Origin of the sequence: Nocardia sp. NPDC058499, assembly GCF_042719915.1 — a bacterium.
GTDB lineage: Bacteria > Actinomycetota > Actinomycetes > Mycobacteriales > Mycobacteriaceae > Nocardia.
This window is the reverse complement of the sequence record NZ_JBHXMZ010000006.1, coordinates 12895-39135: the sequence shown is the minus strand read 5'-3', so window position 1 is coordinate 39135 and position 26241 is coordinate 12895. Positions and strand designations below refer to the sequence as shown.

The window sequence follows — 26241 nt, the reverse complement described above, 5'->3', positions numbered from 1 at the left end:
ACCGGCCGGCGTTCGACCGCACTGTTCAACGCACCGGCGCCGGTCGGCCGCGCCACACCCTTGCCGCCGGGCTCCGCATTCCGGGCGCCGAATTCGGTGGCGGCACGATCCCCGCCGATGAGATTCCGGCCCGGGATCGGTCTGTAGATGTACCCGACCGTGTGGAGGTACATCATGCCGATCGACACCATCAATCTGGACGGCTACGGAAACGCCCCGCTGCCGTGGTCGCGGGCCGCCGATGCGCTGGCGAACTATGTGGCCGACCCGGGGTCCACCGCGTTCCTCAGCACTTGCTGCCCGGACGGCCGCCCGCATACGAACGGTATCGGCGCCGTGTGGATGGACGGCGGGTTCTATTTCGTGAGCGGGCCGTCCACCCGTAAGTCCCGGAATCTTGCCGCGCAACCGTACTGCACCGTTACGGCCCAGCTCGAGGGTATCGATGTGGTGGCCGAGGGCACGGCCGTGATCGTCACCGACCCCGCCACCCTGGAGCGTGTCGCCGCCTACTATCGCGAGCACGGGTGGCCGGTCGAGGTCCAGGGCGAGGCCTTCACCGCGCCGTTCAACGCGCCGAGCGCAGGCCCGCCGCCCTGGCACCTCTATTACCTGGCGCCACGCTCGGTGGTAGGGGTCGCCACCGCGGAACCCCACGGAGCCACCCGCTGGAACCTGCTCTGATTCCAGCGTTCCGCATGCTCCCCTGGTGTTCCACGGGCCACGGGCGGCGCCCATATCCGGGAGCACACCGATCACTGTGCCGGTTCGGTGAGATCGAAGCACCGCAGCCGGTCGGCGTCGACGAGATCGTCCGCGGAGCCCCTGGTATCGATGTTCGACGCGCAGCTCGCCCGGACCCCGGACACGCCCGCGCCAACGTTCGGGGACGACGCCGGCCGGCGTGCTCGGCGCCGGCCGAGGCCGGCTGACCTTCCGGTATTCCATGAGGTCCAGCCGAGTCCCTGCGATGACGCTTGTCGTATGTGGGTCGGCGGTGTCAGGCAGATCGAGCACGCCGGAGACATGCGTCGCGCCGCGGCCGGCGGCCGACCTACGGCCGATCGCGTTGGTGGGGGTGCCGGACGCTACTTCTTCCCCGCGGTGAGCCGGGTGATCGTGGTGTGGAAATCGTCGGTCTGGAAGGACTGGTACTCCGCGGTGAGCGCGTAGTCCAGGGAGGTGAGCACGGCCTTCTCCAACTGCATGTTCAATACCCGCTTGGTGGCCTCGACAGCCTGGCGGGGCATTTCCGCGATCCGTTTCGCGCAGGCCAGTGCCTCGGCCATCGGATCGGTGACCACGTGGTTGGCCAGCCCCATCTCCCGGGCGCGTTCGGCGGGGATACGGGCACCGGTGAGGGCGTATTCCTTCGCCAGCAACAGGCTGGTGTGCAGCGGCCAGGTCAGCGGGCCCCCGTCGGCGGCGACCAGGCCCACTTGAACGTGCGGATCGGCGAGATAGGCGCTTTCGGCCAGGTAGACGATATCGCTGAGCGAGACCAGACTGCAGCCCAGACCGACGGCGGGACCGTTGACCGCGGTCACCACCGGGACCCGGCAGCGGGCCATCCCGAGGACGATATCGCGGCCGTGCGCAATGGTCTTCTCGCGCAGTACCGTATCCCGGCCGAGCTCTTCGAGATAGCTGAAATCACCGCCCGCCGAGAACGCCTTTCCGGCACCGGTGAGCACCACGGCCCGCACTTCGGGGTCCTCGGACAGCCGCGGCCACAGCCGCGCCAGCCCGGTGTGCAGGGCATCGTTCACGGCATTGAGCGCGTCCGGCCGGTTCAGGGTGACGATACGCAGCGCGCCGTCGGCCCGGACGTCGATTTCCGGTGGCATATCGTACATTTCAGACTCCCAATCCGAGGATGCGTGCGGCGATGATGTTCTTCTGGATCTGCGAGGTCCCGCCCATCACGCTCTGCGCGCGGCTGTACAGGTAGGAACCGAACATCTCCTGGTCGCCGGTTCCGGCGACGGTGAGGGCGGCATGCCCGACCGCTTGGTCGACCCAGGTCATGAGCAGTTTGTCGAGGGAGCCCTGCGGACCGTGGGTGACGCCGTCGAGCTGTTCGGACAGACGGCGGCGCACGTGTAGCCGCAGCATCTCCGATTGCACCGCGGCCCAGGCCAGTTCGTCTGGCGTCCGGCCTTCCACCCGGGAGGCCAGCTGCCGCACCAGTTTTCCGTACCGTGCGGCATACCCCAGGGTGGCGGGTTCGCGTTCGTGCCCGACCACGGTCATCGCGAGTTTCCAGCCTTCGCCGGGCGCACCCACCATCTGGTCGGCGGGGACGCGCGCGCCGTCGAACAACACCTGGCCGAACTCGGTCGTCACACCGCTCATCATCTCCAGCGGCCGCTGCTGCACACCGGGTTGTTTCATGGTGATGACGAACGCCGAGATGCCTTTGTGCCGGGGCGCTTCCGGGTCGGTGCGGGCCAGCAGCAGACACCAGTCGGCGATATCGGAATAGCTGGTCCAGATCTTGTGCCCGTGGATCACGTACTCGTCGCCCTCGCGGGTGGCGGTGGTGGTGAGTGAGGCGAGGTCCGATCCGGCGCCCGGTTCGCTGAATCCCTGGCACCAGCGCTGGCTGCCGTCGATCATGCCGGGCAGGAACCGGCGGCACAGTTCGGGGCTCGCGTGCCGGCCCAGCCCTTGGATCAGATAGCCCAGGCTCGGTCGCGGCGGTGCGCCCGCGATGGCCAGTTCTTCGTCCAGGATCACGTCGTAGACCGGTGGCAGATCCTGTCCGCCGTACTCGCGCGGCCAGGACAATCCGAAGAATCCGGCCCGGTACAACTCGGCATGCCATTCGCCCTGCCGCGCCCAGTACTCGTCGCCTGAGGTGGGGTACTTACCCGCTACACCGGCGAGCCAGTCGCGCAGCTGCTGCCGGAACGCTGCTTCTTCCGGGGAATCACGATAGTCCAAGACCGGCCTCCTCCAGGCGTACGGGAAACAGTTCGGTGGACACCAGGGCCCGCCGCAGATACACGTGGGCCAGGCATTCCCAGGTGTTGCCGATTCCGCCGTGCACCTGGATGGCGGTTTCGCAGACGGTGCGGGTGGCGCGGGCGGCGTAGATCTTGGCGATCCGGGCCGCGCGCAGCGCCTCGGCCGGGTCGAGGTCGTCGACGGCCCAGGCGGCATGCCACAGCACGCTGATCGACCCCTCGATCAGGGCCTCGCTTTCGGCCAGCAGATGTGCCACCGCTTGGTAGGAGCCGATCGAATTGCCGTATTGCTCCCGCATTTTCGCGTACTCCACCGCGAGCCGCTGCGCACCGCGCGCCGTACCGACCAGATCGGCGCAGGTGATGGTGAGCGCCAGCGCCTGCCAGCGGTCGCGGTGGGCGTCGGAGATATCCCCGCGCGGCTCCCACGGGCCGGCGGCGGCGGCGGTACCGCGGGTGAGGTCGGCGCCGGGGAGAGAATCACCGACCGATCCGGCCAGCAGCCGGCCGTCCGCCAGTTTCAGCACCCGGTCGCTACCGCGGGCGTCGATCGCGTTCCCCTCCACCGCGATCGTCCACCGCGCCGTATCGCCGTCGGACCGGCCGTGCAGATCATCGGCGAGTACCGGCCCGAGTAGCGCGACATCCACCAGCCCGCGCCCGAATTCCTCGGCGACCAGCGCCACCTCGACCCCGGAGGCGCCGTCGGACCGCAGTTCCCGGAACCCGGTCGCCGCCACCGCGTCGTCGAGCCGGGCCCGGCGTTTCTCGTCGGCCAGGTCGAGGACCGATCCGGGCCCCAGCTCGTCGGCCAGTTTCGCGGCCGCGTCCCGGAGTTGCCGCTGTTCACTCGTCAGCCGGACGTCCATAACGCTCCTTCAGCACTCGCCGCAGTACCTTGCCGGACGGCAGGCGCGGGATTTCGTCGACGAACAGCACATGTCGCAACCGCTTGTAGCCGGCCAGCCGCTGTTCGACCGTGGCCATGAGTTCGCCGGCCGTCACGGGCGCGGCGGTCGCGACCGCGGCCACGATCGCCTCCCCGTTCGCACCGTCGGGGACACCGAACACCGCACAATCCGATACCGCGTCGTGGCCGTGCAGGACGGTTTCGATCTCGGCGGGCGCCACCTGGAAACCGCGGACCTTGATCATTTCCTTGGACCGGTCGGTGAGCCGCAACCAGCCGCCGGCGTCCAGATTCCCGACATCACCGGTGCGGTACCAGCCGTCGTCGAACGCGGCCGCGGTCGCGGATTCGGGCAGATACCCGGCCATCACCGACGCCGCGCGCAGCTGGATTTCGCCGTCTTCGCCCGGGGCGACCGGTTTGCCGTCGTCCAGCGATACCACCCGCACATCGACCCCGGGCACCGCCTTGCCCACACTGTCCAACCGTGGCGCGTCGAGCGGACTGCACGCGATCACCGGCAACTCACTCGCCCCGTACGCGGGGAGCCAGGTGACGCCGGTCCGGCGGGTCACGGTTTCGGCGACGCTGGCCGTCACCGGCGTCGCGCCCCACATGATGTAGCGCAGCGAGGACAGGTCGTAGGACTCCAGGTCCGGATACTGCGCCATGGCCAAGGCGATCGGCGCGACCGCCATCTCGATGGTGATCCGGTCGGATTGGATATGCGCGAGCACTTTCTGCAGGTCGAACCGGCGATGCAACCGCACCCAGCAGCCGGTTTCGAGGGCGGTGACGATATTGAGGATGCCGAGGATATGCGAGGGCGGGGTCGCGACCTGGATCCGATCGCCGGGGCCCAGCCCGAGCGCGTCCTGCCAGTGCCGCACCGCCGCCGCGAAGGACCCGTGCGTATGTCGCACCGCCTTGGGCAAACCGGTGGTGCCCGAACTGAATACGAGGACGGCGTCGGTGGCGGGATCGGGAGTGACGAATGTGCGCGTGACGGCGGGCAGCGGATCGTCCAGCGACACCATCTCGCTGAGGCCGGCGAGTACCGGATGATCGCCGACGGCGTGGCGGGCGCCGGTGATCTCGAGCGCGTGTGCGACCTCGGTGTCCTTCCAGGCCGGGCTCAGCAGCACCACGGCAGCCCCCAGCCGCCAGATTGCCAGCACCGCGGTGACGAATTCGGGCCGGTTGGACGACATCAACGCCACCCGCTCGCCGGACCGGACCCCACGCGCCGCCAGTGCCTCGGCCAGGCCGTCGGCCATGGCGTCCAGATCGGAGCGGGTGTACTCGTTTTCCTCGAACGCAAGGACGGTGGGCTCCGTTCGCCTTGCCGACGCTGCCGCCCCGGACACATCCGCGGGCGCGGCAGCCGCCTCGCCACCTGCGGGCGCTGTGGGCTCGGGCACCCCCGCGGGCACTGTGGCCTCACTCATCTGCCGCCCCCGATCCGAAAGCACTTCATCGCTGTTCCTATCCGAATTTGAGAATACTATTCTCGCTTGGATAGAATCTTAATACCAGAAGGAGGCGACCATGGCGAGACCACCGATGTTCCGGCGCGCGAAGGTGACCCGGATCGTCAAGGAAACACCCGACACCCGCACCTTCGTGCTGGAACCGGAGGACGGGCCGTTCTCCTATCAGGCCGGGCAGTTCTGCACCTTCAAGGTCACCGTCGACGGCAAACCGCTGTTCCGGTCGTACTCGATGTCCAGCGCCCCCGAAACCGATACCGAGTTCATGACCACGGTGAAACGCGTACCCGGCGGGGCGGTGTCGAACTGGATGCACGACAACCTCAGCGAGGGCGACGAGGTCGAACTGACCGTGCCCACCGGCCGGTTCTGCCTGCGTGAAGGCGATGCCCCGGTGCTCGGTTTCTCCGGCGGCAGCGGTATCACCCCGATCATCTCGCTGGCCAAGAGCACCCTGGCGAGCACCGGCCGTACGGTCCGGCTGCTGTGCGCCGACCGCGACCGCTCTTCGGCCATCTTCGAAGCCGCGCTGGACGAACTGGTGGCGAAGTATCCGGACCGGTTGACCGTCATCCGGCACCGCGACGACGAACACGGGTACGTGGACGCGGCGAAAGTCCTGGAATTCGTCGGCGAGAACGCCGCCGGCGATGCCTATATCTGCGGCCCCGAACCGTTCATGGAACTGGTGGAGAACGCACTCCCCGGGCCGGGGCGCGTCTTCTCGGAACGCTTCGGTGGCGCCGCCCCCGCGAAACCCGTACCACCCACCTCGGCACCAGCCGCCGAACCTCCGGCCACACAGGCGGTTTCGTCCCCCGCAGCGCCGACGCCCGATCCCGCGGCCACCGAAGAGGGCACAGTCACCATCTTCATCAACCGGAAGAAGAAATCCGTCCCCCGCCGCGACGGCGAAACCCTCCTCGAAAGCGCCCGCCGCGCCGGCCTGACTCCCCCGTTCTCCTGCGAATCCGGTAACTGCGCCACCTGCATGGCCAAACTCACCGAAGGCAAGGCCACCATGCGCGTCAACGACGCCCTCACCGACGACGATCTCGACGAGGGCTACATCCTCACCTGCCAGGCCGTACCCGATACCCCGTCGGTGACCGTCCGCTACGAATAGCGTTCCCCGGCGCCAGAGGGAGCACCGCCGGACCACTGCGGACAGTCGTCACGGACGGCACGAATCCGGCCACCGCACCCACGGAATACGCCGCAACGCGCGTCGATCCGCGCCGGACTACCGGCATGCGGTCAACCGGCCGCCTGCACCCGTCCCCACTGCACCAGCGCCCACGCCAGGCAACCGAACGCCACCCCGCTCGTCACCACGCGGACGTAATTCCACGTCACCCACCGCGCCTCGTCGAACGCCGCGCGCACCCCCGCCGGATCCGCCATCTCCGCCGGCGCACCGGCAGCTTTCAGCGCGTCGTTGAGCGGCAGATGCACCGCCACGGTGACCACGACCGCCACCAGGTAGAGCACCGCCGCGGCCGCCGTCCACAGGAGAACCGACGATCGCCCCTGGCCGAGTTGCAGCAGCGCCGCCGCCACCGACAGGACGAGCGCCCCCATGAAGGCCGCCAGGAACAAGGGGTTCACGATCGCCCGGTCCATGGCCTGAAACGAGCCGATGAAACTCCGGTCGTCCGTCGACCGCAACCCGGGCATGACCGCCAGCGCGTAGGTGCCGAACACACCCGCCATGAAACCGGTGGCCACGGTCGCCGCCACCAGCACCGTCGCACGTACCCCATCCAGCATTCCCATACCTCGTCCGAGTAGCTCGATGCCTCGCCGGAGGCAGCCCCCACGAGATCCGCGAGTGGACAAGGGCTACCGTACCGGTCTCCCCCGACGGGATCAGGTTCCGAATTGCACGCGCAGGATACGGTCGTCGCCGGGGGCGGGGTCGCCGCGACCGTCGGTGTTGTTCGTCAGCACCCACAGCGAACCGCCGGGGGTGGTGGTGACATCGCGTAGACGCCCGTACTCACCGACGAGGTATTCGGTCGAGGTGCCGGGGTCGTCGAGCGGGATCTGCCGCAGCCGCTCGCCGCGCAGGTTCGCAAGGTAGAGGGCGTCGCCGCTGATCGCCATACCGCTGGGGCTCGATTCGTCCGGCCGCCACTGCTGAACGGGGTCGATGAAACCCGCACGGCCGGCAATGCCCTCGACCTCGGGCCAGCCGTAGTTACCGCCGGGTTCGATCACGTTGAGTTCGTCCCAGGTGTCCTGCCCGAACTCGCTTGCGTAGAGCGTGCCATCCGCGGACCACGCGAGCCCCTGGGGGTTGCGGTGGCCGTAACTGTAGACCCGCGAGCCAGGGAACGGGTTGTCCGCGGGCGCCCGCCCGTCCGGAGTCATCCGCAGGATCTTGCCGGTAGGCGCGTCGCGGTCCTGCGCGCTGCGGCGGTCGCCGGCGTCGCCGACGGTGACATACAGCATCCCGTCGGGGCCGAAGGCGATCCGGCCACCGTTGTGGAACCGAGCGGCCGGAATGCCGTCCACCAGCGTTTCACCGCGGCCGAGGCCGAGACTGCCGGGGTCTCCCGTGAGTTCGAAGCGTTCGAGACGGTTCTCGCTGCCGGCCGTGTAATACGTGAAGAGATACCGGTCGCGCACGGCGATACCCAGCAAGCCGCCCTCGCCCGACGGTGCGGCGCCCGCGACGACGCCGACCTCGCGCGGATTTCCGCCGGCATCGAGTTCGAGAACGCGCGCCGAATCCCGTTCGCTCACGAGCGCGGTGTCCTCGAAGAACGTGACCGACCAGGGGGCGGCGAGGTCGGTGGTGACAGTGGTGATTGTCCCGTCGGGCGAGGTCGCAGGCGAGGAAGCCGGGACTTCGGCCGATATGGGACCCGCAGGATCGGTGTCCGGGCCGGGCGTGCACGCGGCCACCGCACCGGCAACCAGAACCGGACCGATGAACCGGGTGAATCGCCGCCCGGTCATCGCCCTCCACCCATTCCGGCGTCGTGGACCGATAGTCCGTCCGGTGCGCTCGGGGCGTACCCCGGGCACGCGGATCGTCCGATCGAGCCGGTTCGGTCTCTCGGTTCCATGACTTCGAGGCTACGACCAGGGCTCGGTATCTACCGGATTTCCGGCAGGGCCGGGGATGCGATATCCCCGGCCCGATGCCGGACAACTTGCGGCGCTGTTCAGCTGCGTTTGTCGGACGGTTACCGGTTGTGCAGTTGTCCGTACAACTCGGCAGCCGACAGTAAACGGCATGACGCACCAGCGGTACCGCGCTATCGCCGATGAACTCGCGGCGGAGATCGCGGCGATGGCGCCAGGGTCGAAGGTCGACAGCGAGCATTCGCTGATGCGGCGATTCGGGGTCGGCCGGGCCGCCGCGAGGGCGGCGGTGCAGGAGCTCGAGCGGCGCCTGCAAGTTCGGCGGGTGCAGGGCGCGGGCACCTTCGTCACCAAACGCATCGACTATGTCATTTCGCGGGACCGGCCGCCTTCCTGGCACCGGACGGTACGGGAAGCCGGCGGGGTCCCCCGGTCTGTTCTGCTCGACCACGCCGTCGCGCCACTGCCCGCCGATTGCGCCGCGCTCCTCGAGCTCCCGGCGGGCGAATTCGCGCACCGAATGCTGCGGATGAGCTACATCGACGGTGTCGTATCCGGCACCGGCGTGGAGTGGATCGTGCGGGACACCGTCCCCGACCTCGCCCTCACGATGCGGGTCGAGGAGTCGCTCGACGAGGTGCTGCGGGAGGTCGGCGGTGTGCACTCGGTACGTGCCTGGTGCCGGGCGGCGTTCGACATCCCATCGGAGGACGTGCAGGAACGTCTCGGCCTGGGCTCCTCGGTGCCCGTCTGGGTCGTCGAGAGCGTGAACCGTGCAGAGGAGACGGGGTTGCCCCTCATGTACAGCAAGTCCTGGATGCGCGGAGACGCGGTCCGGGTGGTCATGGAGATCGGGACAACCCAGGGGCCTTGCCGCCGCTGCGAGGCCGGCCCGGAACCTGCCGAATCGAACACTCACAGCAGAGAGGACGCGTGACGATGCCAGCAGAGGTACACAGTCGCGAGCGGGCCACCGAGCTCCTCGCCGCCGCCGGGGAGGAGGACCTGGTCGCCCTGGCCGATGCATGCCTTTCCGGCGGTGCGGAGTTCGCGGTCCTGCTGGCACCGGAGGTCGGCACGATCGCCGCGCAGGTACGCGAACCCATCGCCCACGACCGGTTCCTGCTCGGCGATGTCCTGGCTTGCCGCGCCGAGGTCAGTCTCGGCGGCCGGCGTGGGTGGGCGATCCGCCTGGGAGACAACCGGATCGCCACACTCGCGGCCGCGGTGTGCGATGCCGAACTGGCCGCCGGCGGACCCACCGCGCCGCAGATCCGCGAACTGTGTGTCCGCGTCGAGCGGGAGCAGCAACTGTCCGACCACGAAGAGTGGGCCGCACTGGCGCCCACCGTTGTCCGATTCGAGGAGTTGACGTGACGAGCCCCGACACGGTCGCCGTACTCGGCGTACCCCTGGACGCGCGGACGGCGCAGACGGTCTACCGGGCGGTGCTGGACGCGCTGTCCCGCCCGGGATCCGTCCGGCAGCTGCCGGAATCCCTGTATCCCGCGGCGCTGCTGCCGGTTCTGGCGCTGGCCGACCTGGAGACCGGCGTCCACGTGGTCGAACCGGCCGGCGACGAGTGGGCGCCGCTCGCCGCCGTGGCGACCGGGGCGCCGGCGCGGGAAGTGAGCGAGGCGAAGTATGTCGTCGTCCTCGATCCCTCCGTCGCGGCGGATGCGGTGCGTGCCGCCACCGCCGGGACCGCGCAGAGTCCCGAGACGGGAGCGACCGTCGTGATCGCGGTCGACGCTGTCGCGGGCGGCACCCCGGTGCGGCTCGCCGGCCCCGGCGTGGCCACCGAGACCGAATTCGCGCCGGCCGGAGCCGATCCGGCGGTCTGGGCGGCGCGCGCGACCAGGATCACGGGCTTTCCCGCCGGGGTGGATCTGCTCTTCGTCGGCCGGGACGGACGCCTCGTCGGTGTACCACGCACCGCGGCAGTGACTTTCGAAACCGTGGAGGTGAACTGATATGGGTTATTCCGGAGCACGCGGCGGGCTCGACGCGATCCTCGCCGCCGAGAACCTCGTACGGGGTGCGCGCGACCACGCACCCGCCGACTGGCTGACCACCGAGCAGATCACCGGCCGGATGCGCCTGGCCGTCGACCGGGTGATGGGCGAGGGCAGCCTCTATCACGAGGAAACGGCCGCTGATGCGCTGCGCCAGGCCGAGGGCGACGTCATCGAGGCAACGCACCTCGTGCGGGCCCACCAGTCGACGATGCCGCGGCTGGCGACGAGTGAACCGATCGACCCCGACGAGATGGTGGTGCTGCGACGCATCGTCCCCGCGCATCGCACCCCGGACGGACCCCAGTTGCTCGGCCGTACCAGCGATTACACCGGACGGCTACTCGACCGCGGCCCGGACCGGTCCGCCACGGTGGTGGCCGGCGCCGAGCACCGCGACCGGCTGGACCGGCATCCACGCCGGTTCTCGGAGTGGTTGCGCGACCAGGACCTGCTGGTGGACAACCGCCCGGCACCGGAGGACGCCCCGACCGAACCGTTCGACCTCGCGCGCCACCCCGCTCGACCGCCTGCGCCCCGCTCCGCGGTGCTGGCGAGCATGGCCCGCGCGGAGACCGGATCGTTGATCGGCACCTGGTACCGCTCCATCCGCGGCACCGAGGGCAACCTCCACGAGGTCACCCTCGGTGAGGTGCGGCACGGCCGTCTCCCGCTGCGGGTCCGGCATCCGCATACCGGGAATCCCGTTGTTGCCGGACATATCCGAGCCTCCGAATGCGAGGCCATCGAGGATCTCGACGGGCCCGAGGAGGATCGCAGCCGGTTCGACGTCGGCTACGGATTGTGCTTCGGGCACAACGAACGCAAGGCGATCGCGATGGCGAACCTGGATATCGCGTGCCGCCGCTTCGGCGACCGGGAAGGGCTCGAGCAGGTGCTGCTGCTCACCACCGACGGCCTCGATTCGTGTGGCTTCCTCGAACACCTCAAGCTCCCGCACTACGTCACGTTCCGCTCGATGATCGACCGCAAGCGGGCCGTCCGCGGCGTGGACGGACAGCTCGACGCCGTCGCCGAACGGAACGCCGAACCCATCGGAAGGACTTGCTGATGAGCATCGCGCCCACCACCCCCGCGCGTAGCACCGCCACGGTGCTCGGCGAGATCGAGGCCACCGCGGATGTGCGGGGCATCCTCGACGAGGGGTCGAAGCGGGAGATCCGCCGCGCGACCCTCGCCGCCGTCTGCATCCCCGGCTACCAGGTGCCGTTCGGATCCAGGGAGATGCCCGTCGCCCGTGGATGGGGTTCCGGCGGACTGCAGATCACCCTCGGCCTGCTCGGCGGCGACGATGTCGTGAAGGTGATCGATCAGGGCGACGACGACGGCGTCAACGCCACCAACCTGCGCCGGCTGATCGTCGCCAGCGAGCGGTGCGAGCAGACGCAGGACACCCGCGAGTCGTCGGTGGTGCAGAGCCGGCACCGCATCCCGGAGGAACCGCTGGCCGGCGGACAGACGCTCGTACTGCAGGTTCCCGTCGCGGAACCGCTGCGCGGCGTGCAGAAATCGGTGCGCGAATGCGCCCGGATGCACGCCGAGGCCGACTACTCGATGATGTGGGTCAGCCTGTACGAGGATCTGGTGCGCAACGGCGTCATCACCAAGACCACCGGGTACCCGGTGCTTGTCGACGGCCGGTACGTCATGGCGACCACCCCGATCCCGCGCTGGGATGTGCCGCGGCTCCACGATGCCGCGCACCTCACCCTGTTCGGAGCGGGACGCGAGAAGCGGATCTACGCCGTCCCGCCGTACACCAGGGTGGAACCCCTCACCTTCGACGACGTACCGTACGAGGTCGAGGGCGACGGCGAAACACACTGTGCACGTTGCGGTTCCACGGACACGTTCTTGGTGGAGGCGCCGGGTGACCGTAAGGCCTGCAGTGATGTCGAATGGTGCACACGAACCATCGACGGTGATGTGGACTCCGCCGGGCACCGGGCGGCCGCGCCGCTGCGTTTCCTGCCCGACCCGGCCCGCCGTGTGCGGTCCGCGATCGTCGCGGACCGGCCGCGGCAGGCGGCGGCTCCCCGGCCGGTGCCCGCGACCGCGGCGGGCTGGACGCTCGCCGCGCGCGGCGTCGGCAAGGTGCACGGCCCCGGCGGCGCCGACGCCGTACCGGGCACCGGTCCGGACGCAGGCACTGCGATAAGCCCGCGCACGGGCGCGGTCGTGGCGGCCTGGGATGTCAGCTTCGATGTCGCACCGGGCGAGGCACTCGGCCTGATCGGCGAGTCGGGGTCGGGCAAGTCGACCGTGCTGCGCTGCCTCGTCGGTGAGGAGCACGCCACCGCAGGCGCGATGTACCTGACCACCGTGGCGGACGGGCGCCGCAACGTGTTCGAGCTGGACGACACCGAGCGGCGTGCGTTGCGCGTCGACACGCTCGGCCTGGTCCACCAGAATCCCTCCGACGGCCTGACGATGGGGGTGTCGGCGGGCGGCAATATCGCCGAGCGGCTCACCGCCGCGGGCTGGCGGAAATACCACGAGATCCGGGACCGGGCAGCGTATCTGCTCGAGCAGGTCGAGGTGCCGCTGGACCGCATGGACGACCCCGTCCGGACCTTCTCCGGCGGTATGCGGCAGCGGGTGCAGATCGCGAAGGCCCTCGCCACCGATCCGCGGGTGCTGCTCCTCGACGAACCGACCACCGGGCTCGACGCGTCGGTTGCCGCCGGAGTACTCGACCTGCTGCGCAAACTCCTCGCGGAGCGCGATACCGCCGCCGTGGTGGTCAGCCACGACTTCGCGGTTATCGAGGCGCTGACGGACCGGAGCCTGGTGATGAATATCGGCCGGGTCGTCGAGACCGGTCTCACCGATCAGCTGTTCCAGGACCCACACCACCCGTACACCCAGCGGCTCGTCGCCGCGGCGAGAAGGTGATCACGATGACGAACAACGTCCTGTCAGTCCGAAATCTCCGAAAAACCTTCACCCTGCACACGATCGACGGTCGCACCGTCACTTCGCTGCACGGGGTCGATCTCGACGTCGCCGCCGGCGAGCACGTCGCCTTGGCCGGTCCGAGCGGGGCGGGCAAGTCGAGCCTGTTGCGGTGTGTGCACCGCAGCTACCTGCCGGACTCGGGCACCGTCACCCTCGCCACCGATACCGGTCCCGTGGAACTCACCGTGCTGCCCGACCGCGAGATGGCGCGCCTGCGCGGCCGCGAACTGGGCTACGTATCGCAGTTCCTGTCGGCGCCACCGCGGACCGGGCCGATGGAGGTGGTCGCCGCCGCAGGCCGCAGGCGCGGTATGGATAGCGGTGACGCACGGGACGCGGCCGCCGAATCGCTGCGCCGGCTGGCCCTCGACGAAGTGCTGTGGGACGTCGACTGCAGTGTCCTGTCCGGTGGCGAACGGCAGCGAGTGAACATCGCTGCGGGAACGGTGAATCCGCCGCGGCTGCTCCTGCTCGACGAGCCGGTGTCGGCGCTGGATCCCGTGAACCGGGAGCGGGCGCTGGAGCTCATCGCTTCGCTCTCCGCCCGGGGCGTGGCGGTGCTGGCGGTGTTCCACGACCTCGACGCGATGCACCGGCTCGCGTCACGGGTCATCCGGTTCCACGAGGGCCGGGTCGCCGCCGCGGGTAGCGCGGCCGAGGTGCTGGGGGTGGCGGCATGAGTGCCCCCACTCCGGTCCGCCGGCCAGCCTGGTCGCTCGGACGCACTCCCGCCGACTTCGTTCTCGGGCACGTCCGGGCGGTGCTGCCCGGCGGCATCCTCGACGACGCTCGGGTGGTGGTCCGCGACGGCCGGATCGCCGAGGTGGGGCCCGCCCGGCCGGGCGGCGCGGTCGACGTCGACGGTGACGGTCTGTTCTGCCTGCCCGGACTGGTCGACGTGCACTCGGACGGACTCGAGCGCGAGCGGCTGCCCCGGCCGGGCGCCGAACTGCCGTGGCTGTTCTCGATGATGTCGTTCGAGGGAAAGCTGCGCGCCGCGGGTATCACCACCGTCTTCCACGGAGCGTCCTTCTCGGACCGGGAGTCCGCGGCGAGTCAGCGCAGCGTTCACGTGGCCCAGCAGATGTGCGAGGCCATCGAGGAGTGGAACACCCGTGACGATGTGGGCCGGCTGGTCGATCACCGGGTCCTGCACCGGCTCGACGTCCGCTCGGCCAAGGGCCTCGCGGCGCTGCGCGCACATCTCGACATCAGGTCGGCGGCCGGTGTCTACAACGCGGGAGTTCCGGCAGTGATCTCGCACGAAGACCACACCCCGGGCATCGGGCAGTACGCGGACCGTACCTTCTTCGAACGCTACGTCGCCGAGACGAGGGGAATCTCGCGGCAAGACGCCCGCGCCCACGTCGACGACGTCATTCGCACCAGGGAGGAGAGTCTCCCGGTGCGGGAAGAAGCGATGGACTGGCTTGCCGGCCGGTCCGCGGCGGGCCTCGCACGGATCTTCGGGCACGATCCGGAGTCGGCGATCGAGATCGCCGACCTCGCGCGGCGCGGCGGCGCGGTGGCGGAGTTCCCCACGACCGAGGAGGCCGCCCGGGAGGCCCGCGCCCGCGGTATGTCGATCGTCATGGGCGGACCCAACGTCCTGCGCGGCGGTTCGCATTCGGGCAACGTTTCCGCGGCGCAGCTCGCGAGGCTCGGCCTGGTCACGGCGCTGGCCTCCGACTACCTGCCCTCCTCCCTGCTCGGGGCGGCGTTCGCACTGGCCGAGCGGCAACTCCTGCCGCTGCACGACGCGGTGGCACTGGTCACCAGCGGTCCCGCGACAGCCGTCGGACTCGTCGACCGCGGCAGCCTCGAGGCGGGACAGCGCGCCGACCTGGTGCTCGTGGGACTCGAGCATGCCTGCCCGGTGGTCCGGTCGGTGGTCCGCGCCGGCTGAAAGCGCCGTTGCGCCGGCAGACAAGTGGCCGGACCTGCCCATGTCCGTTTTGTTCCGGTTCATCCGAGGTTGCCGCCCGATTCGCCGGGGGCGGAAAACCTGGGGGCAGGTCGCGCGGACACCGCCGTCTCGCAGGCCACAGCGACTTCCCGCCGTACCGATCGACCCCTCGCGGACCCGAACAAGGAAACGACAGATATGGGATTCACCCTCCAGCGCTCGTTCGGAACGGCCGCGCTCGCCGCGACCACCCTCCTCCTCGCGGCATGCGGTTCCAGCGCCGCCGGGGACACCGAGAGCGGGATCTCGGGCTCCGGCGATCCCGAGACCCTGGTGTTCGCCTCCATCCCCTCCGAGGAGTCGAACAGTCTCCAGCAGGACTACGCGCTGATCGCCGATGTGATCGAGAAGGAGACCGGACGCCCGGTCGAGCTCCAGAACGCCACCGACTACGCCGCCGTGATCGAGGCCCAGCGCGCCGGCAAGGTACAGATCGCCGCCTACGGTCCCTTCTCCTACGTCACCGCCCGGGACACCGGTGTGGCGACGACGCCGATCGCGGCGCTCGTCGACGCGCCGGACGAGGAGCCCGGCTACCAGGCGTACGGGATAGTCGAGGCGGGCTCCCCGATCCGGACTCTCGCCGATTTCCGCGGCAAGAAGGTCTGCTTCGTCGATCCCGCCTCCACCTCGGGATACCTCTACCCGAGTGCGGGCCTGAAGGAGGCGGGCATCGACCCGGTCACCGATATCACCCCCGTCTTCGCCGGCGGCCACGACGCCGCGGTGCTCGCGGTTGTCAGCGGTCAGTGCGACGCCGGCTTCGCCTACGACTCGATGGTGGAACAGACCATGCCGTCGAAAGGACAGATCCAGCAGGGCGATGTGGAGATTGTCTGGAAGTCGGAGATCATCGCCGGGTCGCCGGTGGCGATCAGCGACTCCCTCTCCCCCGAACTGAAAGAGCAGATCACCACCATCTTCCGGACGCAGCTGAACCGTCCCGCACTGGTCGAGAAGGGCTACTGCACCGATGAGGAGTCCTGCGATCTGCCCGAGAACACCGAATACGGCTATGCCGCCGTGGACGACGCCACCTTCGACGGAGTCCGCAAAGTCTGCGAGATCACGCGGGCCGCGGCCTGCAAGCAGTGACGGCCCGCCCGCAGAAGTCCCGGCGTACACCACCTTCCAGGGAGACAGCCATGACCTACACCGACAACGGGGTCCTAGCCCATTCGATCGACCGCATCCTCACCCCCACCATCGCTCTCACCGAGGTGGTGAAGGACTTCGGCCCGCAGGTGCGCGCACTCGACCGGGTCTCGTTGACGGTGTATCCCGGCGAGGTGGTGACACTGCTCGGCTTGTCCGGCAGCGGAAAGTCGACGCTGCTGCGCCTTCTCGACGGGCTGCACCTGCCGACGTCGGGAACCGTGTCCGTCCTCGGCACAGACGTCGGGGCGGCGCGCGGCCGCCGGCTCCGTGCGTTGCGCCGGCAGGTGGGATTCGTCTTCCAGCAATTCCATCTGGTCGGCTCGATGTCCGCTCTGGAGAACGTCTGCACCGGGGCCCTCGGATCTCTCCGTGGGCCCCGGTTCGGTCTGCCCACCTATCCGCGGGCCGTCCGGCTCGCCGCAATGGAACAACTCGACCGGGTCGGACTGGCCGACCAGGCATTCCAACGCGCCGACACCCTCTCCGGCGGGCAGCAACAGCGCGTCGCGGTCGCGCGGGCCCTGGTCCAGAAGCCCCGTATCCTGCTCGCGGACGAGCCCGTGGCCTCCCTCGACCCGGAATCGTCGGCCCAGGTGATGGAGCTGATCTCGCGGGTCGCGGCCGAGGACGACCTCACCGTGCTGTGCAGCCTCCACCAGGTGGAACTGGCACTGGCCTGGGGGCACCGCCTCGTCGGGCTCCGGGGCGGCGCCGTCGTCCTGGACCAGGCGGTCTCCGCGATAGACCGGAGCGAGGCCATGTCCATCTACTCCTCTGTCGCTGCCGCGCCCGCAGCGCAACTGGTCTGATCGCCGGTGGCCGTCCTCGTTCCACCGCGCCGCACCGGCACCTCGCCGCGCACCCTACGGCCGCCGTCGCGCACCGGCATCGCGGTCTCCACTGTGCTGCTGATCTGGCTCGCGCTATCCGTGTGGTCGGTCGCCGCGCTGAAAATCAATATCGCGACCATCGCCGACAGCATCGGCAACGCCACCGATTTCATCGCGCGGATCTTCCCGCTCGACTTCCCTCCGCTCGGCGATATTCTCGTCATGACGGGCCAGACGCTGGCGATCGTCACCTGCGCCACGGCGCTCTCGGTGGTGCTGAGCTTCGGTATCGCACTACTCGCCGCCCGCAACACCACGCCCGGCACGCCGCTGCGATGGTCCGCCCGCGCCGTTGTCGTCGTCACCCGGGCCATCCCCGAAATCGTGCTCGCGATCCTGTTCCTGCGGATGTTCGGACTGGGCGGGCTCGCAGGCATTCTGGCGATGGGCATCCACTCGATCGGCATGGTCGGCAAGATGTACGCCGACGCCATCGAGGACACCGGCAGCGGCCCGCGCGACGCCCTGCGGTCCGCGGGCGCCACCTGGTGGCAGCAGATCAGCGGCGCCGTGGTTCCGCAGGCGATGCCCGCATTCGTCGCGACCGCGCTGCACCGATTCGATATCAACCTCCGCGCCTCGGTGATTCTCGGATACGTCGGCGTCGCCGGTATCGGCATGGAACTGTCGCTCGCCATGCGCACCCTCGACTACCAGCGGGGCATGGCGCTCGCACTCTTCGTGGTCGTGCTGTGCATCGTCGTCGAACTGCTGTCGGGGGCACTGCGTTCCGCGCTCCTCGGCAGGAATTCCGACCGCGGCAAGCCGTGGTGGCGGCGCATCGGCCGGTCGCCCTGGGTGACGGACGGCCCGGCGCGGCGGGCCCCCGGTATCCGCCGGCCCGACGGGTCGTTCCGCATCTCGCCGCCGTGGACCCCGGAACGGATCCGGACCGCCGTCTACGGTGCGCTCGCCGTGGTCACGTTGAGCGTCGCGGTGCTCGCATCCGGAATAGACGTCACGCGGATGGCCGACGGACTTGGCGCCACGGGTGACACCCTGGCGTTGTTCTTCCCGCCCGGCACCGGCGGTATCTGGGACGAACTGGTCACGGAACTGCTGGTGACGGTCCAGATCGCCCTGGCGGCAACCCTCTTGGGCCTCGTGGTGGCGGTCCCGGTCGGAATCCTCGCCGCCCGCAACGTCGCTCCCACCGCGGGGGTCGCCCGATTCTTCCGCATCACCATCGTGGTGATCCGCGGCATTCCGGACCTGATCATCGCGATCATCTTCATCGTCGTCACCGGGCTCGGCGCCACCGCCGGCGCGCTCGCCCTCTCGCTCGGTGCCGTCGGACTGCTCGGCAAACTGGTCGCCGACTCGCTGGAGGAAACCGATATCCGCGTACAGCAGGCCGTCCTGGCGGGCGGCTCGACACACACCCAGACGTTCGTCGCGTCGACCCTGCGGCAGTCGGCCCCCGCGCTGGTCGCACACCTGTTCTACCAGCTGGACGTCAATATCCGCGCCGCCACAATGCTCGGCGTGGTCGGCGCCGGCGGTATCGGCTTCTACCTGATGAACGCCGCCCGCGTCATGCAGTTCGAGGTCGTCACCACGATCGTGCTCATGGTGTTCGCCGTCGTCATGCTGGTCGAGGGCATCGCCATATGGATGCGCCGCGCGATGTCCTGACAACCCATCCGATTCGAGAGAGTGAGTATCACCGTGACACTGGCCGCCGATATCGCGCATCGGGCCCATCCGGCGTTGAACGCCACCGCGGACGCCGCCCTCAGCGCCTACCGCACCGCGCTCGCCACCTACTCGCGAGAGCAGCTCCGCGCCGTCGAAAGCGACGGCGCCGACGGCACGCCCACCATGTTCGTCGATGTGGTGGTCGAGGACGCCATCGTCGCGGCCGCCACCGCCGCCGGCGTCAATGTGCTGTCCGAGGAACGCGGCTGGGTCGATATCGGTTCGGCGGTGAGCCTGGTGGTGGACCCCGTCGACGGGTCCGCGAACGCGGCGGCGGGCGTCCCCCTGTCCTGCTTCAGTGCCGCCGTCGTCGTGGACGGCGAGTTCACCGAGGCCCTCACCTGCTGGTTGCACACCGGCCAGCGGTGGTGGGCGTCCCGCGACCACTCCCCCTACCGCACGAGCGGATGCCGCCGGGCCGGCGACGCCGCGGTGTCGATCCTGCGCCCGCACGCCCGCAACTGGGACGCCTGGGAGCGGGTGGCACGCACGGCGACCCGGATCCGGATCCTCAGCTGCAGCACCCTGGACGCGGCGTTCGTCGCCGACGGGTCCGTCGACGCCTTCCTCGACGCCGGAAGCGACACCCACCGGCTCATGGATATCGCCGCTGCGGTGGTGCAGGTGACCGCCTCCGGCGGCGTCGTCCTCGACGCCTACGGCCGGCCCATCGAGTTCGACACCGACCTCACCCGCCGCTGGAGCGGGATCGTCGCGGCGACACCCGAACTGGGCCACGAACTCCAGGCACTCGTCGCCGCCTCGTGAACTTTCTGATCCTCCACCTGTGCGCCCGGCGAATACCTCCGTGCCGGCCGGCTGCAAGTTGTCGAGGGCCGTGTTCCCCCCGTTCGAAGTGCTGATCGAGCGGGGCACTGAGAGCTCAGCAGTATCGCGGGGACGCTCCCGCCGAGTCCGACCGAGTCGGTATGAGCACGCACACAGGGCCGGGACAATGGTTGCCCCGGCCCTGTCGCCGGTGAGTTCCGGCCTGTCAGGCCTGCACAGCGGTCCACTGTTCGGCCGGCGACCGGCCGGGCAGAGGTTTGCCGATGAGGGCCAGCGGGACGAAGAAGTTCACTTGGCCGATGGCCATCGCAAGGGTCGCCAGCGCAGTGTCGTCGTAGTGGCCGGCAGCGCGGGCGTACAGGTCGCCGGGCACCCGTTCACCGTGCGGTGCCGGTTGCAATACCGCCTCCACCAGGGCCAGCGCGACCCGTTCGGCCTCGGTGAAATAGGGGGCGTCGCGCCAGGTCGCCACCGCGGCGATACGTTCCTCGGATTCCCCGGCGGCGCGCAGGTTCCCGGCGTGCAGGATGGCCAGGTAGGTGCTGCCGACGAGTTGTCCGGCGCGCAGCTGGACCAGGCCGATCGTGGTGCGTGGCACCGCACCGTTGCCGGTGGCCTTGAACAGTGCGGCGCCGACCTCGCCCAGTGCCGGGACGAGCTGCTGCGGATTCGGCAGGCGGGAGGTATCGGACTGCTCGGTGGTGTTCGCGTTCATAACTGTTCGTTTCCTTATCTGTTGTGGTGAATCCGTGGTGGTGGACCGGTCAGGCGGGTAGGGGGCGCCGGTTCCCGCCCAGTGCTCGCAGCGCGGTAGTCGTCGACGTGCCCTGCGGCAGCCAGGCGCGGGCGGCGAAGGTACAGGCGGCGAAGGCCAGCGGCATGGCCCATTTGTCCGGGCCGTCGCCGGCGGCGAGATGGGAGGTGGCAGCGCCGCCGTACACGAAGACCAGTCCGGCGTAGGCCCATTCCTTGGTGCGGGGGTGGCCGGGGGTGAGGATTGCGGCGAGCGCGGCGGTTTTGGCGACGCCGAGCATCGTGGCGAAGTACATCGGGTAGCCGAGATGGTCGAACGAGTCGCGGACGTAGGAGATCCGGGCGAGGTCCCAGTAGGCGCCGACGGCGGTTTCGGCCAGAACGGCCGCCACGGGAACCCAGCGCGCGAGCTTCAGGCCGCGGGACTTCAGCAGCGAAGTGGTGCGAGTGGACATGGTTGTACTACTCCTCGACAGTCGGGGAAAGGGTGGAGGTGTCAGGCAGCCGCTGCGAGACCGGTTTCGGTCGCCGCGCGGTGGATGACTGCTGCCAGCCGGGCGTTTTCGGGTGCGTTGAAAGCGAAGGCGGCGCGGCGGCGGGTGTAGCCGTAGGTGAGACCGCTGTGCGGGTCGGCGAACCCGTCCGACCCGGCGGATCCGGTGTGCCCGAACGCATGCGCGCCGAGGAACGGATACAGCAGGCTCTTGGCCTCGAAGCCCAGTGCGTACGGTGCGCGGTCGCCCCGTACCAGATCGGTTCCGCTGGAATGGATCGCGGAGATGGTGGCTATCGTGTCCAGGGTCAGCAGCGGTTCCCGGCCGTCGATACCGGTGACAGCCGCCGCATACATTGCGGCCAGCCCGTTCGCACTGCCGACACCGCCGGCCGAGGCTTGGCCGAGCCGGCGCAGGGCCGGGTCGTTGGGTAGTGCCATGACGTCGGCGGCGGTGAAGCCGCGGGCGTTGAGGTTGTAGGAGATCCCGGCCATACCGTGCGGATTCGGCGAGTTCGCGGCGAACGCGGCCGCCATCTCCGGGCTCGCCCGCCAGGGGCGGATCGGCAGGTACCGGTGATCCAGTTCCGCGGGCAGGCCCAGATACACGTCCAACCCGTAGGGGGCACGAATACGCTGCTCGAACAGCTCCTGAACGGTACTGCCGGTCACGGCGCGCACCACCTGGCCGACGATGGCGTAGGTGACGAACCCGCCGTAACCGTGCACCGTGCCCGGTTCGAAATACGGCCGCTGCCCCACCAGCCGTTCGGCGATGATCTGTTCGTCGGCCAGTTCGGCGACGGTGAAACCGCCGTCGGCGCCGATGACGCCGCAGCGGTGCACGAGGACGTCGCGGACTGTGATCCGCTGTTTACCCGCGGCGGCGAACCGCCGCCAATAGTGGGCGACCGGGCGGTCGATATCGAGCACACCGTCCTGGATCAGCAAGGCGATCACCAGGCCCGCGGCCCCCTTGGACGTCGAGTGCAGGCCGGTCAGTGTGGAGGCGGTGACCTCCGGGCCCGCCCACAGGTCGACGACCCGCCGGCCGCGGACACAGGCGGCCAGCTGCGCACCGGACTCCCCGTTCTCCTCGGCGACGACAGCGGCGAACTCACGGCGGACATCTTCGTATCCGTCGGCGACGGTTCCGTGCACTTCGATCGGCTCCATGGTCTTCGTTCCCTTCGGTGGCTGGAGTAGAGCGGCCCGCGTGACGCCGAGTGTTCGGCCGCCACGGTTCGTGGTCTGCCGCATTGACGCACGGCGCAACGACAACGTGACCGCCATGGCCGAAACCACTGGTAGAAGCCTGTTGCGGAGGTACGCCACGGTCGGGAGAGCAGCCGCGTCGCTGCCCGGTACGTGCCCGGCGGCGGGGGCGAGAAAAGATGCGGTCACGTTGACAGCCGCCGCTCCGTCATCGATACAGGACGAATCGAGGAGGACCCCGTGCACGACGACCAGTTCCTGGCCGACCGTTTCGAAGAGCACCGCACCCACCTGCGGGCGGTCGCCTACCGCATGCTCGGCTCGCTCACCGAAGCCGACGACGCGGTGCAGGAGACCTGGCTGCGCCTGGCCCGCACCGACACCTCCGACGTCGGAAATCTGGGCGGCTGGCTGACCACGGTCGCCGGACGCGTCTGCCTGGATATGCTCCGCAGCCGTAAGACCCGCCACGAGGAACCCTTCGAGGCCGAGCACCTACCCGACCCGGTGATCGTCAGCGAGTCGGCGCTCGACCCGGAACACGAAGCGGTGCTGGCAGATTCGGTCGGCCTGGCACTACTGGTCGTGCTGGAATCGTTGAGCCCGGCCGAACGGCTCGCCTTCGTCCTGCACGACATGTTCGCCATGCCCTACGAGCAGATCGCGCCCATCGTCGACCGCACCCCGCAAACGGCGAAGAAACTCGCCAGCCAGGCGCGCCGCCGCGTGCAGGGGGCCACCCCGAACCCGGACCTGCCCCGGCAACGCCGCATCGTCGATGCCTTCCTCACCGCCGCCCGCGGCGGCGACTTCGACGAACTACTCCGCCTCCTCGACCCCGATGTCGTTCTGCGCGCCGACGCGGGGGAAACGATGCGCGTGATCCGCGGCGCCACCGCCGTCGCCGGCCAGGCCGAAACCTTCCGGCGCATGGCCACCACCTGCACCATTCACCCCGCTGTGGTCAACGGCAGCGCCGGCCTGGTCAACACCCTCGACGGCAATCCGTTCTCCGTGCTCGGCTTCACCGTCGCCGGCGACCGCATCACCGCCATCGATATCCTCGCCGACGCTGTCCGCCTCACCCGCCTCGACCTCACCGCGGTCCTCGGCTGACCCGGCACCCGAAACCCGCCGGATGGTACTCGGTGGCCTGGTTCGCCGAGCTGCACCCGATGCCACCACCCCGCGCGGGTGAGGAACGGTGCCCGGCGCAGCGCCCCGGGTCACGATGCGTCAACGACACGGGATCACACCAGCGCAGCTCGAGCCGTGGACCGCGGTCGTGTCCTACTGTCCAGCAGATGGGCACTGTGATCGGTGATCTGCTCCCGCTGGCGGTCGGGGTGGCGCTCTCCCCCATCCCGATCATGGCCGCGATTCTGATGATCCTGTCGGCCAACGCGAACAGGACCGGGCGCGGGTTCGCGCTCGGCTGGGTCGCCGGTATCGCGGTCGCTACCGTGATCGTGGTGCTGCTGGCCGGGCCGCTGGGCGGATCAGGTGATCGGGAACCGTCGGCGGCGGGCGCGTGGGTGAAGATCGTGCTGGGGATACTGCTGTTGGGGTTGGCCGCGGCGCAGTGGCGGTCGCGCTCCGATACCGCGATACCCGGCTGGATGAGCGCCATCGACACACTTACTGTGCGGCGGGCAGCCGAATTGGGCGCGCTGCTCTCCGCGGTGAACCCGAAGAACCTGTTGCTGTGCCTGTCGGCCGGCGTGGTGATCGGGTCGAGCGGCACCAGCGTCGGCGGGCAGGTGGTCGCTGTCATCGTGTTCACGGTGCTGGCCGCCTCCAGCGTGCTGTTTGTGATCCTCGGCTACACCCTGGCCGCCGACCGGCTGCGCGCCCCGCTGGACCGGGTACGGGCGTGGTTGCAGGACAACAACCACGTGATGATGGCGATCGTTCTGGTGGTCATGGGCGCAGTTGTCGTAGGGAAGGGAATCGGCGGCCTGTGAACACGAGGCTCCCGGTGTTTCGAATCGCTACACAGCTGCTCGGCGGCCTGTTCTCCGCATACGATTGACCCATGTCCTCGCCTCGGATCCAGAAGCCCGACCTCCCCGAATACATGACCTGGGAGGAACTGGAGCGTCTACCCGACGAGATCGCGGAACAAATCGAACTCTGGGATGGACGTGTGGTGTGGGTGCGGCGCGGACCTCGCGAACACCAAAAGTTCACTCGTCGACTGGTGAACGAGATCGAGCGCTGTTCACGCGTGGACATGTCCACGCGTCCCGAACAGTGCTGGGAGGTCGAGTCCGAAACCAACGTTTTTCTGGGAACGAGTGGAAAGTCGGATTTCCTTACTCCGGACTTCCTCGTGCACCGGTGCATTCCCTCCTACCAGGATGTTCGAGCCGCCGATACGGTGCTGGTCGGCGAGGTGTTGTCACCATCCAATACACAAACCGATATCGAGGCCAAGAAGAGCCGGTACGCCGCCGCAGGCATCGTCTGGTATTGGGAAGTAACTCTTCAACGGGATGTCAGCGCCATCGCCAAGATCCGGGCGTACGGGCTGGAAACCGGCGTCGCCACGCTGCCCGAAGGCGTCCGCCCGCTGCACCGATCCGATTACCGACTGGTCGGCGAATGGACACCCGCGGACGAGGCAGGAGTGGAGTTCGGATACCCCTTCCCGATCGACATTCCCTGGGCCTCCCTCGCATTCTGAGCCGCCGCTCCGTCCCGGCGTCCACCCGAATTACGTGCTCACCTCCCCGCCGCGCCGTGCCCGGCAGACCGTGCCCCTCAGGTCGCGGCGCGAGCCATCGCATGGCGTTTGCTCCGGCCGACCACTCCGAATGCGAGGGGCAGGAGCAGGCTGAGAAAACCGGAGACGGGCATGTAGATCAACCCGAAACCGGCCAGGACCGCGAGGGCGGCGAGGATCGGCGCGGTGACGAATCCGCGGGCTCGCTCGACCTCGAGCACCGCGATCCCCAAACCGACGGCGAGGACACCGAATGCGGTGAACCAGAAGGACAGTTCGGAGTCCTGGTCCTGCGTCGCCCAGACGACGATCCCCATGGCGGTATGCACCGACCCGATGAACACGAGCAGGCCGCCGACCACCGGAACCCTAGTTTTTGAATCCATATTCTAAAACTATGTCCTAAACTTACCCGGTGGCAAGACCCAGGCGCTTCACCGATGATCAGGTCCTCGACGCAGCCCGCGACCTGCTCGCCGACCCCGCGATCACCCGGCCGGGTATCGCCGCCATCAGCGCCGCCTCCGGCGTGCACACCGGATCGATCTACGTACGTTTCGCCTCCCGCGACGAACTGCTCGCCCGCCTGTGGCACCGCTCGATCCGCCGCTTCCAGACCGGCCTCATCGACGCCCTGTCCGGTCCGGACCCACTACTCGCCGCCGCGGCGTACCTGCCGCGCTATTGCCGCGAGCACCCCACGGAGGCGCGGGCGATGAAGATGTTCCACCGCGACGAACTGCTCGATACCGGACCGGACGACCTCAGGGCCGCGATCGCCACCGTCAACGACGAGATGAATACCGCCATACGCGATGCCGTGATCGCGGAGTTCGGCGTCGCCGACGAATTCGGTATGACGGTCGCCGCCGCCGCGATCAAAGCCATCCCCTACGGCCTCGTCCGCGACTACATCGCGCGCGCCGCCCCGATCCCGGCGTGGGTCGACGATATCGCCGCCACCGCGTCCACCGCCGTCGTTCGCGAGTTCGGCCGGCGCGCCGCCGCCCACCAGCTCTGATTCCGCACCGTCGGCACCGGCCGGACCGCGACTACCAGGGCTTGACCTTCCACCGGCTGGAAGGTTCACGCTGTACT

At 69.2% G+C, this 26241-nt stretch carries 27 protein-coding genes; 17 read left to right on the top strand and 10 right to left on the bottom strand.

Features of this window, described 5'->3' with window-relative positions; all coding sequences use genetic code 11:
- Positions 1-174: 174 nt before the first annotated feature.
- Positions 175-684, top strand: coding sequence for a pyridoxamine 5'-phosphate oxidase family protein (locus ACFWPH_RS19175; RefSeq protein ID WP_378752779.1), 510 nt, complete (start codon positions 175-177; stop codon positions 682-684).
- Between the two features lie 404 nt (positions 685-1088).
- Here the strand turns inward: ACFWPH_RS19175 and ACFWPH_RS19170 are convergent, their stop codons facing one another.
- From ACFWPH_RS19170 to ACFWPH_RS19155, 4 genes are read right to left on the bottom strand one after another with little or no spacing between them, the layout of a single operon-like run.
- The gene (locus ACFWPH_RS19170) at positions 1089-1856 is read right to left on the bottom strand and encodes an enoyl-CoA hydratase/isomerase family protein (protein ID WP_378752777.1); all 768 of its coding nucleotides are present in this window, start codon (positions 1854-1856) and stop codon (positions 1089-1091) included.
- 1 nt (position 1857) lies between these two features.
- Positions 1858-2946 carry an acyl-CoA dehydrogenase family protein gene (locus ACFWPH_RS19165; protein WP_378752775.1) on the bottom strand — a complete coding sequence of 363 codons (1089 nt, stop codon included), beginning with the start codon at positions 2944-2946 and terminating at the stop codon, positions 1858-1860.
- Complete coding sequence (locus ACFWPH_RS19160; protein WP_378752773.1) at positions 2933-3838, bottom strand: acyl-CoA dehydrogenase family protein; 906 nt, start codon at positions 3836-3838, stop codon at positions 2933-2935. Before ACFWPH_RS19160 ends, ACFWPH_RS19165 begins: the two co-directional genes overlap by 14 nt.
- A complete protein-coding gene (locus ACFWPH_RS19155; protein WP_378752771.1) occupies positions 3816-5327 on the bottom strand; it encodes a class I adenylate-forming enzyme family protein in 1512 nt (503 codons plus the stop codon). Before ACFWPH_RS19155 ends, ACFWPH_RS19160 begins: the two co-directional genes overlap by 23 nt.
- A gap of 100 nt (positions 5328-5427) precedes the next feature.
- Between ACFWPH_RS19155 and ACFWPH_RS19150 the strand changes: the two genes are divergently transcribed.
- Positions 5428-6495 carry a 2Fe-2S iron-sulfur cluster-binding protein gene (locus ACFWPH_RS19150; protein ID WP_378752769.1) on the top strand — a complete coding sequence of 356 codons (1068 nt, stop codon included), beginning with the start codon at positions 5428-5430 and terminating at the stop codon, positions 6493-6495.
- A gap of 131 nt (positions 6496-6626) precedes the next feature.
- Here ACFWPH_RS19150 and ACFWPH_RS19145 read toward each other — a convergent pair whose 3' ends face one another.
- Together ACFWPH_RS19145 and ACFWPH_RS19140 are read right to left on the bottom strand one after the other, a co-directional pair.
- The gene (locus ACFWPH_RS19145) at positions 6627-7145 is read right to left on the bottom strand and encodes a DUF1772 domain-containing protein (RefSeq protein ID WP_378752767.1); all 519 of its coding nucleotides are present in this window, start codon (positions 7143-7145) and stop codon (positions 6627-6629) included.
- A gap of 93 nt (positions 7146-7238) precedes the next feature.
- Positions 7239-8333: a PQQ-dependent sugar dehydrogenase gene (locus tag ACFWPH_RS19140; RefSeq protein WP_378752766.1), complete on the bottom strand. Its 1095-nt coding sequence runs from the start codon at positions 8331-8333 to the stop codon at positions 7239-7241.
- A 280-nt stretch (positions 8334-8613) separates the two neighbouring features.
- Here ACFWPH_RS19140 and ACFWPH_RS19135 point away from each other — a divergent pair, with 280 nt between their 5' ends.
- The 11 genes from ACFWPH_RS19135 to ACFWPH_RS19085 all read left to right on the top strand — a co-directional run bounded on the left by ACFWPH_RS19135 (position 8614) and on the right by ACFWPH_RS19085 (position 19936).
- Positions 8614-9399 (top strand): GntR family transcriptional regulator, encoded by a 786-nt coding sequence (locus ACFWPH_RS19135; RefSeq protein ID WP_378752764.1) that lies wholly within the window; start codon positions 8614-8616, stop codon positions 9397-9399.
- A gap of 2 nt (positions 9400-9401) precedes the next feature.
- Positions 9402-9839 carry a phosphonate C-P lyase system protein PhnG gene (locus ACFWPH_RS19130; RefSeq protein WP_378752762.1) on the top strand — a complete coding sequence of 146 codons (438 nt, stop codon included), beginning with the start codon at positions 9402-9404 and terminating at the stop codon, positions 9837-9839.
- Positions 9836-10435, top strand: a complete 600-nt coding sequence (gene phnH / locus ACFWPH_RS19125; protein ID WP_378752760.1) for a phosphonate C-P lyase system protein PhnH — start codon at positions 9836-9838, stop codon at positions 10433-10435. The genes ACFWPH_RS19130 and phnH overlap by 4 nt, the downstream gene beginning before the upstream one ends.
- 1 nt (position 10436) lies before the next feature.
- Positions 10437-11549, top strand: a complete 1113-nt coding sequence (locus ACFWPH_RS19120; protein WP_378752758.1) for a carbon-phosphorus lyase complex subunit PhnI — start codon at positions 10437-10439, stop codon at positions 11547-11549.
- Complete coding sequence (locus tag ACFWPH_RS19115; RefSeq protein ID WP_378752756.1) at positions 11549-13393, top strand: alpha-D-ribose 1-methylphosphonate 5-phosphate C-P-lyase PhnJ; 1845 nt, start codon at positions 11549-11551, stop codon at positions 13391-13393. Before ACFWPH_RS19120 ends, ACFWPH_RS19115 begins: the two co-directional genes overlap by 1 nt.
- A gap of 5 nt (positions 13394-13398) precedes the next feature.
- On the top strand, positions 13399-14136 hold the full coding sequence (locus ACFWPH_RS19110; RefSeq protein ID WP_378752755.1) for a phosphonate C-P lyase system protein PhnL: 738 nt from the start codon (positions 13399-13401) through the stop codon (positions 14134-14136).
- Positions 14133-15362 (top strand): alpha-D-ribose 1-methylphosphonate 5-triphosphate diphosphatase, encoded by a 1230-nt coding sequence (locus tag ACFWPH_RS19105; RefSeq protein WP_378752753.1) that lies wholly within the window; start codon positions 14133-14135, stop codon positions 15360-15362. The genes ACFWPH_RS19110 and ACFWPH_RS19105 overlap by 4 nt, the downstream gene beginning before the upstream one ends.
- Positions 15363-15560: 198 nt before the next feature.
- Positions 15561-16517, top strand: a complete 957-nt coding sequence (locus tag ACFWPH_RS19100) for a phosphate/phosphite/phosphonate ABC transporter substrate-binding protein (protein WP_378752751.1) — start codon at positions 15561-15563, stop codon at positions 16515-16517.
- A gap of 50 nt (positions 16518-16567) precedes the next feature.
- On the top strand, positions 16568-17389 hold the full coding sequence (gene phnC, locus ACFWPH_RS19095; protein WP_378752749.1) for a phosphonate ABC transporter ATP-binding protein: 822 nt from the start codon (positions 16568-16570) through the stop codon (positions 17387-17389).
- 6 nt (positions 17390-17395) lie between these two features.
- A complete protein-coding gene (gene phnE / locus ACFWPH_RS19090) occupies positions 17396-19105 on the top strand; it encodes a phosphonate ABC transporter, permease protein PhnE (RefSeq protein WP_378752747.1) in 1710 nt (569 codons plus the stop codon).
- 21 nt (positions 19106-19126) lie between these two features.
- The gene (locus ACFWPH_RS19085) at positions 19127-19936 is read left to right on the top strand and encodes an inositol monophosphatase family protein (RefSeq protein ID WP_378752745.1); all 810 of its coding nucleotides are present in this window, start codon (positions 19127-19129) and stop codon (positions 19934-19936) included.
- Between the two features lie 226 nt (positions 19937-20162).
- Here ACFWPH_RS19085 and ACFWPH_RS19080 read toward each other — a convergent pair whose 3' ends face one another.
- From ACFWPH_RS19080 to ACFWPH_RS19070, 3 genes are read right to left on the bottom strand one after another with little or no spacing between them, the layout of a single operon-like run.
- Complete coding sequence (locus ACFWPH_RS19080) at positions 20163-20672, bottom strand: carboxymuconolactone decarboxylase family protein (RefSeq protein ID WP_378752743.1); 510 nt, start codon at positions 20670-20672, stop codon at positions 20163-20165.
- A 49-nt stretch (positions 20673-20721) separates the two neighbouring features.
- Positions 20722-21165, bottom strand: coding sequence for a DoxX family protein (locus ACFWPH_RS19075; RefSeq protein WP_378752741.1), 444 nt, complete (start codon positions 21163-21165; stop codon positions 20722-20724).
- Between the two features lie 41 nt (positions 21166-21206).
- Positions 21207-22379 carry a serine hydrolase domain-containing protein gene (locus ACFWPH_RS19070; protein ID WP_378752739.1) on the bottom strand — a complete coding sequence of 391 codons (1173 nt, stop codon included), beginning with the start codon at positions 22377-22379 and terminating at the stop codon, positions 21207-21209.
- Between the two features lie 279 nt (positions 22380-22658).
- Here ACFWPH_RS19070 and ACFWPH_RS19065 point away from each other — a divergent pair, with 279 nt between their 5' ends.
- The 3 genes from ACFWPH_RS19065 (at position 22659) to ACFWPH_RS19055 (ending at position 25104) form a co-directional block, all read left to right on the top strand.
- Positions 22659-23534: a sigma-70 family RNA polymerase sigma factor gene (locus ACFWPH_RS19065; RefSeq protein WP_378752737.1), complete on the top strand. Its 876-nt coding sequence runs from the start codon at positions 22659-22661 to the stop codon at positions 23532-23534.
- Positions 23535-23722: 188 nt separating this feature from the next.
- On the top strand, positions 23723-24382 hold the full coding sequence (locus ACFWPH_RS19060; RefSeq protein WP_378752735.1) for a GAP family protein: 660 nt from the start codon (positions 23723-23725) through the stop codon (positions 24380-24382).
- A 71-nt stretch (positions 24383-24453) separates the two neighbouring features.
- Positions 24454-25104, top strand: coding sequence for a Uma2 family endonuclease (locus ACFWPH_RS19055; RefSeq protein ID WP_378752733.1), 651 nt, complete (start codon positions 24454-24456; stop codon positions 25102-25104).
- Positions 25105-25181: 77 nt separating this feature from the next.
- Here the strand turns inward: ACFWPH_RS19055 and ACFWPH_RS19050 are convergent, their stop codons facing one another.
- Positions 25182-25529 (bottom strand): DUF6463 family protein, encoded by a 348-nt coding sequence (locus ACFWPH_RS19050; protein ID WP_378752731.1) that lies wholly within the window; start codon positions 25527-25529, stop codon positions 25182-25184.
- A 29-nt stretch (positions 25530-25558) separates the two neighbouring features.
- Here ACFWPH_RS19050 and ACFWPH_RS19045 point away from each other — a divergent pair, with 29 nt between their 5' ends.
- Positions 25559-26164, top strand: a complete 606-nt coding sequence (locus ACFWPH_RS19045) for a TetR/AcrR family transcriptional regulator (RefSeq protein ID WP_378752729.1) — start codon at positions 25559-25561, stop codon at positions 26162-26164.
- Positions 26165-26241 lie beyond the last annotated feature (77 nt).

Bases quoted from the DNA above. Each gene is read 5' to 3' on its own strand.
- ACFWPH_RS19175 (WP_378752779.1), top strand. From the start codon at position 175: ATGCCGATCGACACCATCAATCTGGACGGCTACGGAAACGCCCCGCTG.
- ACFWPH_RS19170 (WP_378752777.1), bottom strand. From the start codon at position 1,856: ATGTACGATATGCCACCGGAAATCGACGTCCGGGCCGACGGCGCGCTG.
- ACFWPH_RS19160 (WP_378752773.1), bottom strand. From the start codon at position 3,838: ATGGACGTCCGGCTGACGAGTGAACAGCGGCAACTCCGGGACGCGGCC.
- ACFWPH_RS19155 (WP_378752771.1), bottom strand. From the start codon at position 5,327: ATGAGTGAGGCCACAGTGCCCGCGGGGGTGCCCGAGCCCACAGCGCCC.
- ACFWPH_RS19150 (WP_378752769.1), top strand. From the start codon at position 5,428: ATGGCGAGACCACCGATGTTCCGGCGCGCGAAGGTGACCCGGATCGTC.
- ACFWPH_RS19145 (WP_378752767.1), bottom strand. From the start codon at position 7,145: ATGGGAATGCTGGATGGGGTACGTGCGACGGTGCTGGTGGCGGCGACC.
- ACFWPH_RS19140 (WP_378752766.1), bottom strand. From the start codon at position 8,333: ATGACCGGGCGGCGATTCACCCGGTTCATCGGTCCGGTTCTGGTTGCC.
- ACFWPH_RS19135 (WP_378752764.1), top strand. From the start codon at position 8,614: ATGACGCACCAGCGGTACCGCGCTATCGCCGATGAACTCGCGGCGGAG.
- ACFWPH_RS19130 (WP_378752762.1), top strand. From the start codon at position 9,402: ATGCCAGCAGAGGTACACAGTCGCGAGCGGGCCACCGAGCTCCTCGCC.
- ACFWPH_RS19120 (WP_378752758.1), top strand. From the start codon at position 10,437: ATGGGTTATTCCGGAGCACGCGGCGGGCTCGACGCGATCCTCGCCGCC.
- ACFWPH_RS19115 (WP_378752756.1), top strand. From the start codon at position 11,549: ATGAGCATCGCGCCCACCACCCCCGCGCGTAGCACCGCCACGGTGCTC.
- ACFWPH_RS19110 (WP_378752755.1), top strand. From the start codon at position 13,399: ATGACGAACAACGTCCTGTCAGTCCGAAATCTCCGAAAAACCTTCACC.
- ACFWPH_RS19105 (WP_378752753.1), top strand. From the start codon at position 14,133: ATGAGTGCCCCCACTCCGGTCCGCCGGCCAGCCTGGTCGCTCGGACGC.
- ACFWPH_RS19100 (WP_378752751.1), top strand. From the start codon at position 15,561: ATGGGATTCACCCTCCAGCGCTCGTTCGGAACGGCCGCGCTCGCCGCG.
- phnC (WP_378752749.1), top strand. From the start codon at position 16,568: ATGACCTACACCGACAACGGGGTCCTAGCCCATTCGATCGACCGCATC.
- ACFWPH_RS19080 (WP_378752743.1), bottom strand. From the start codon at position 20,672: ATGAACGCGAACACCACCGAGCAGTCCGATACCTCCCGCCTGCCGAAT.
- ACFWPH_RS19075 (WP_378752741.1), bottom strand. From the start codon at position 21,165: ATGTCCACTCGCACCACTTCGCTGCTGAAGTCCCGCGGCCTGAAGCTC.
- ACFWPH_RS19070 (WP_378752739.1), bottom strand. From the start codon at position 22,379: ATGGAGCCGATCGAAGTGCACGGAACCGTCGCCGACGGATACGAAGAT.
- ACFWPH_RS19060 (WP_378752735.1), top strand. From the start codon at position 23,723: ATGGGCACTGTGATCGGTGATCTGCTCCCGCTGGCGGTCGGGGTGGCG.
- ACFWPH_RS19055 (WP_378752733.1), top strand. From the start codon at position 24,454: ATGTCCTCGCCTCGGATCCAGAAGCCCGACCTCCCCGAATACATGACC.
- ACFWPH_RS19050 (WP_378752731.1), bottom strand. From the start codon at position 25,529: ATGGATTCAAAAACTAGGGTTCCGGTGGTCGGCGGCCTGCTCGTGTTC.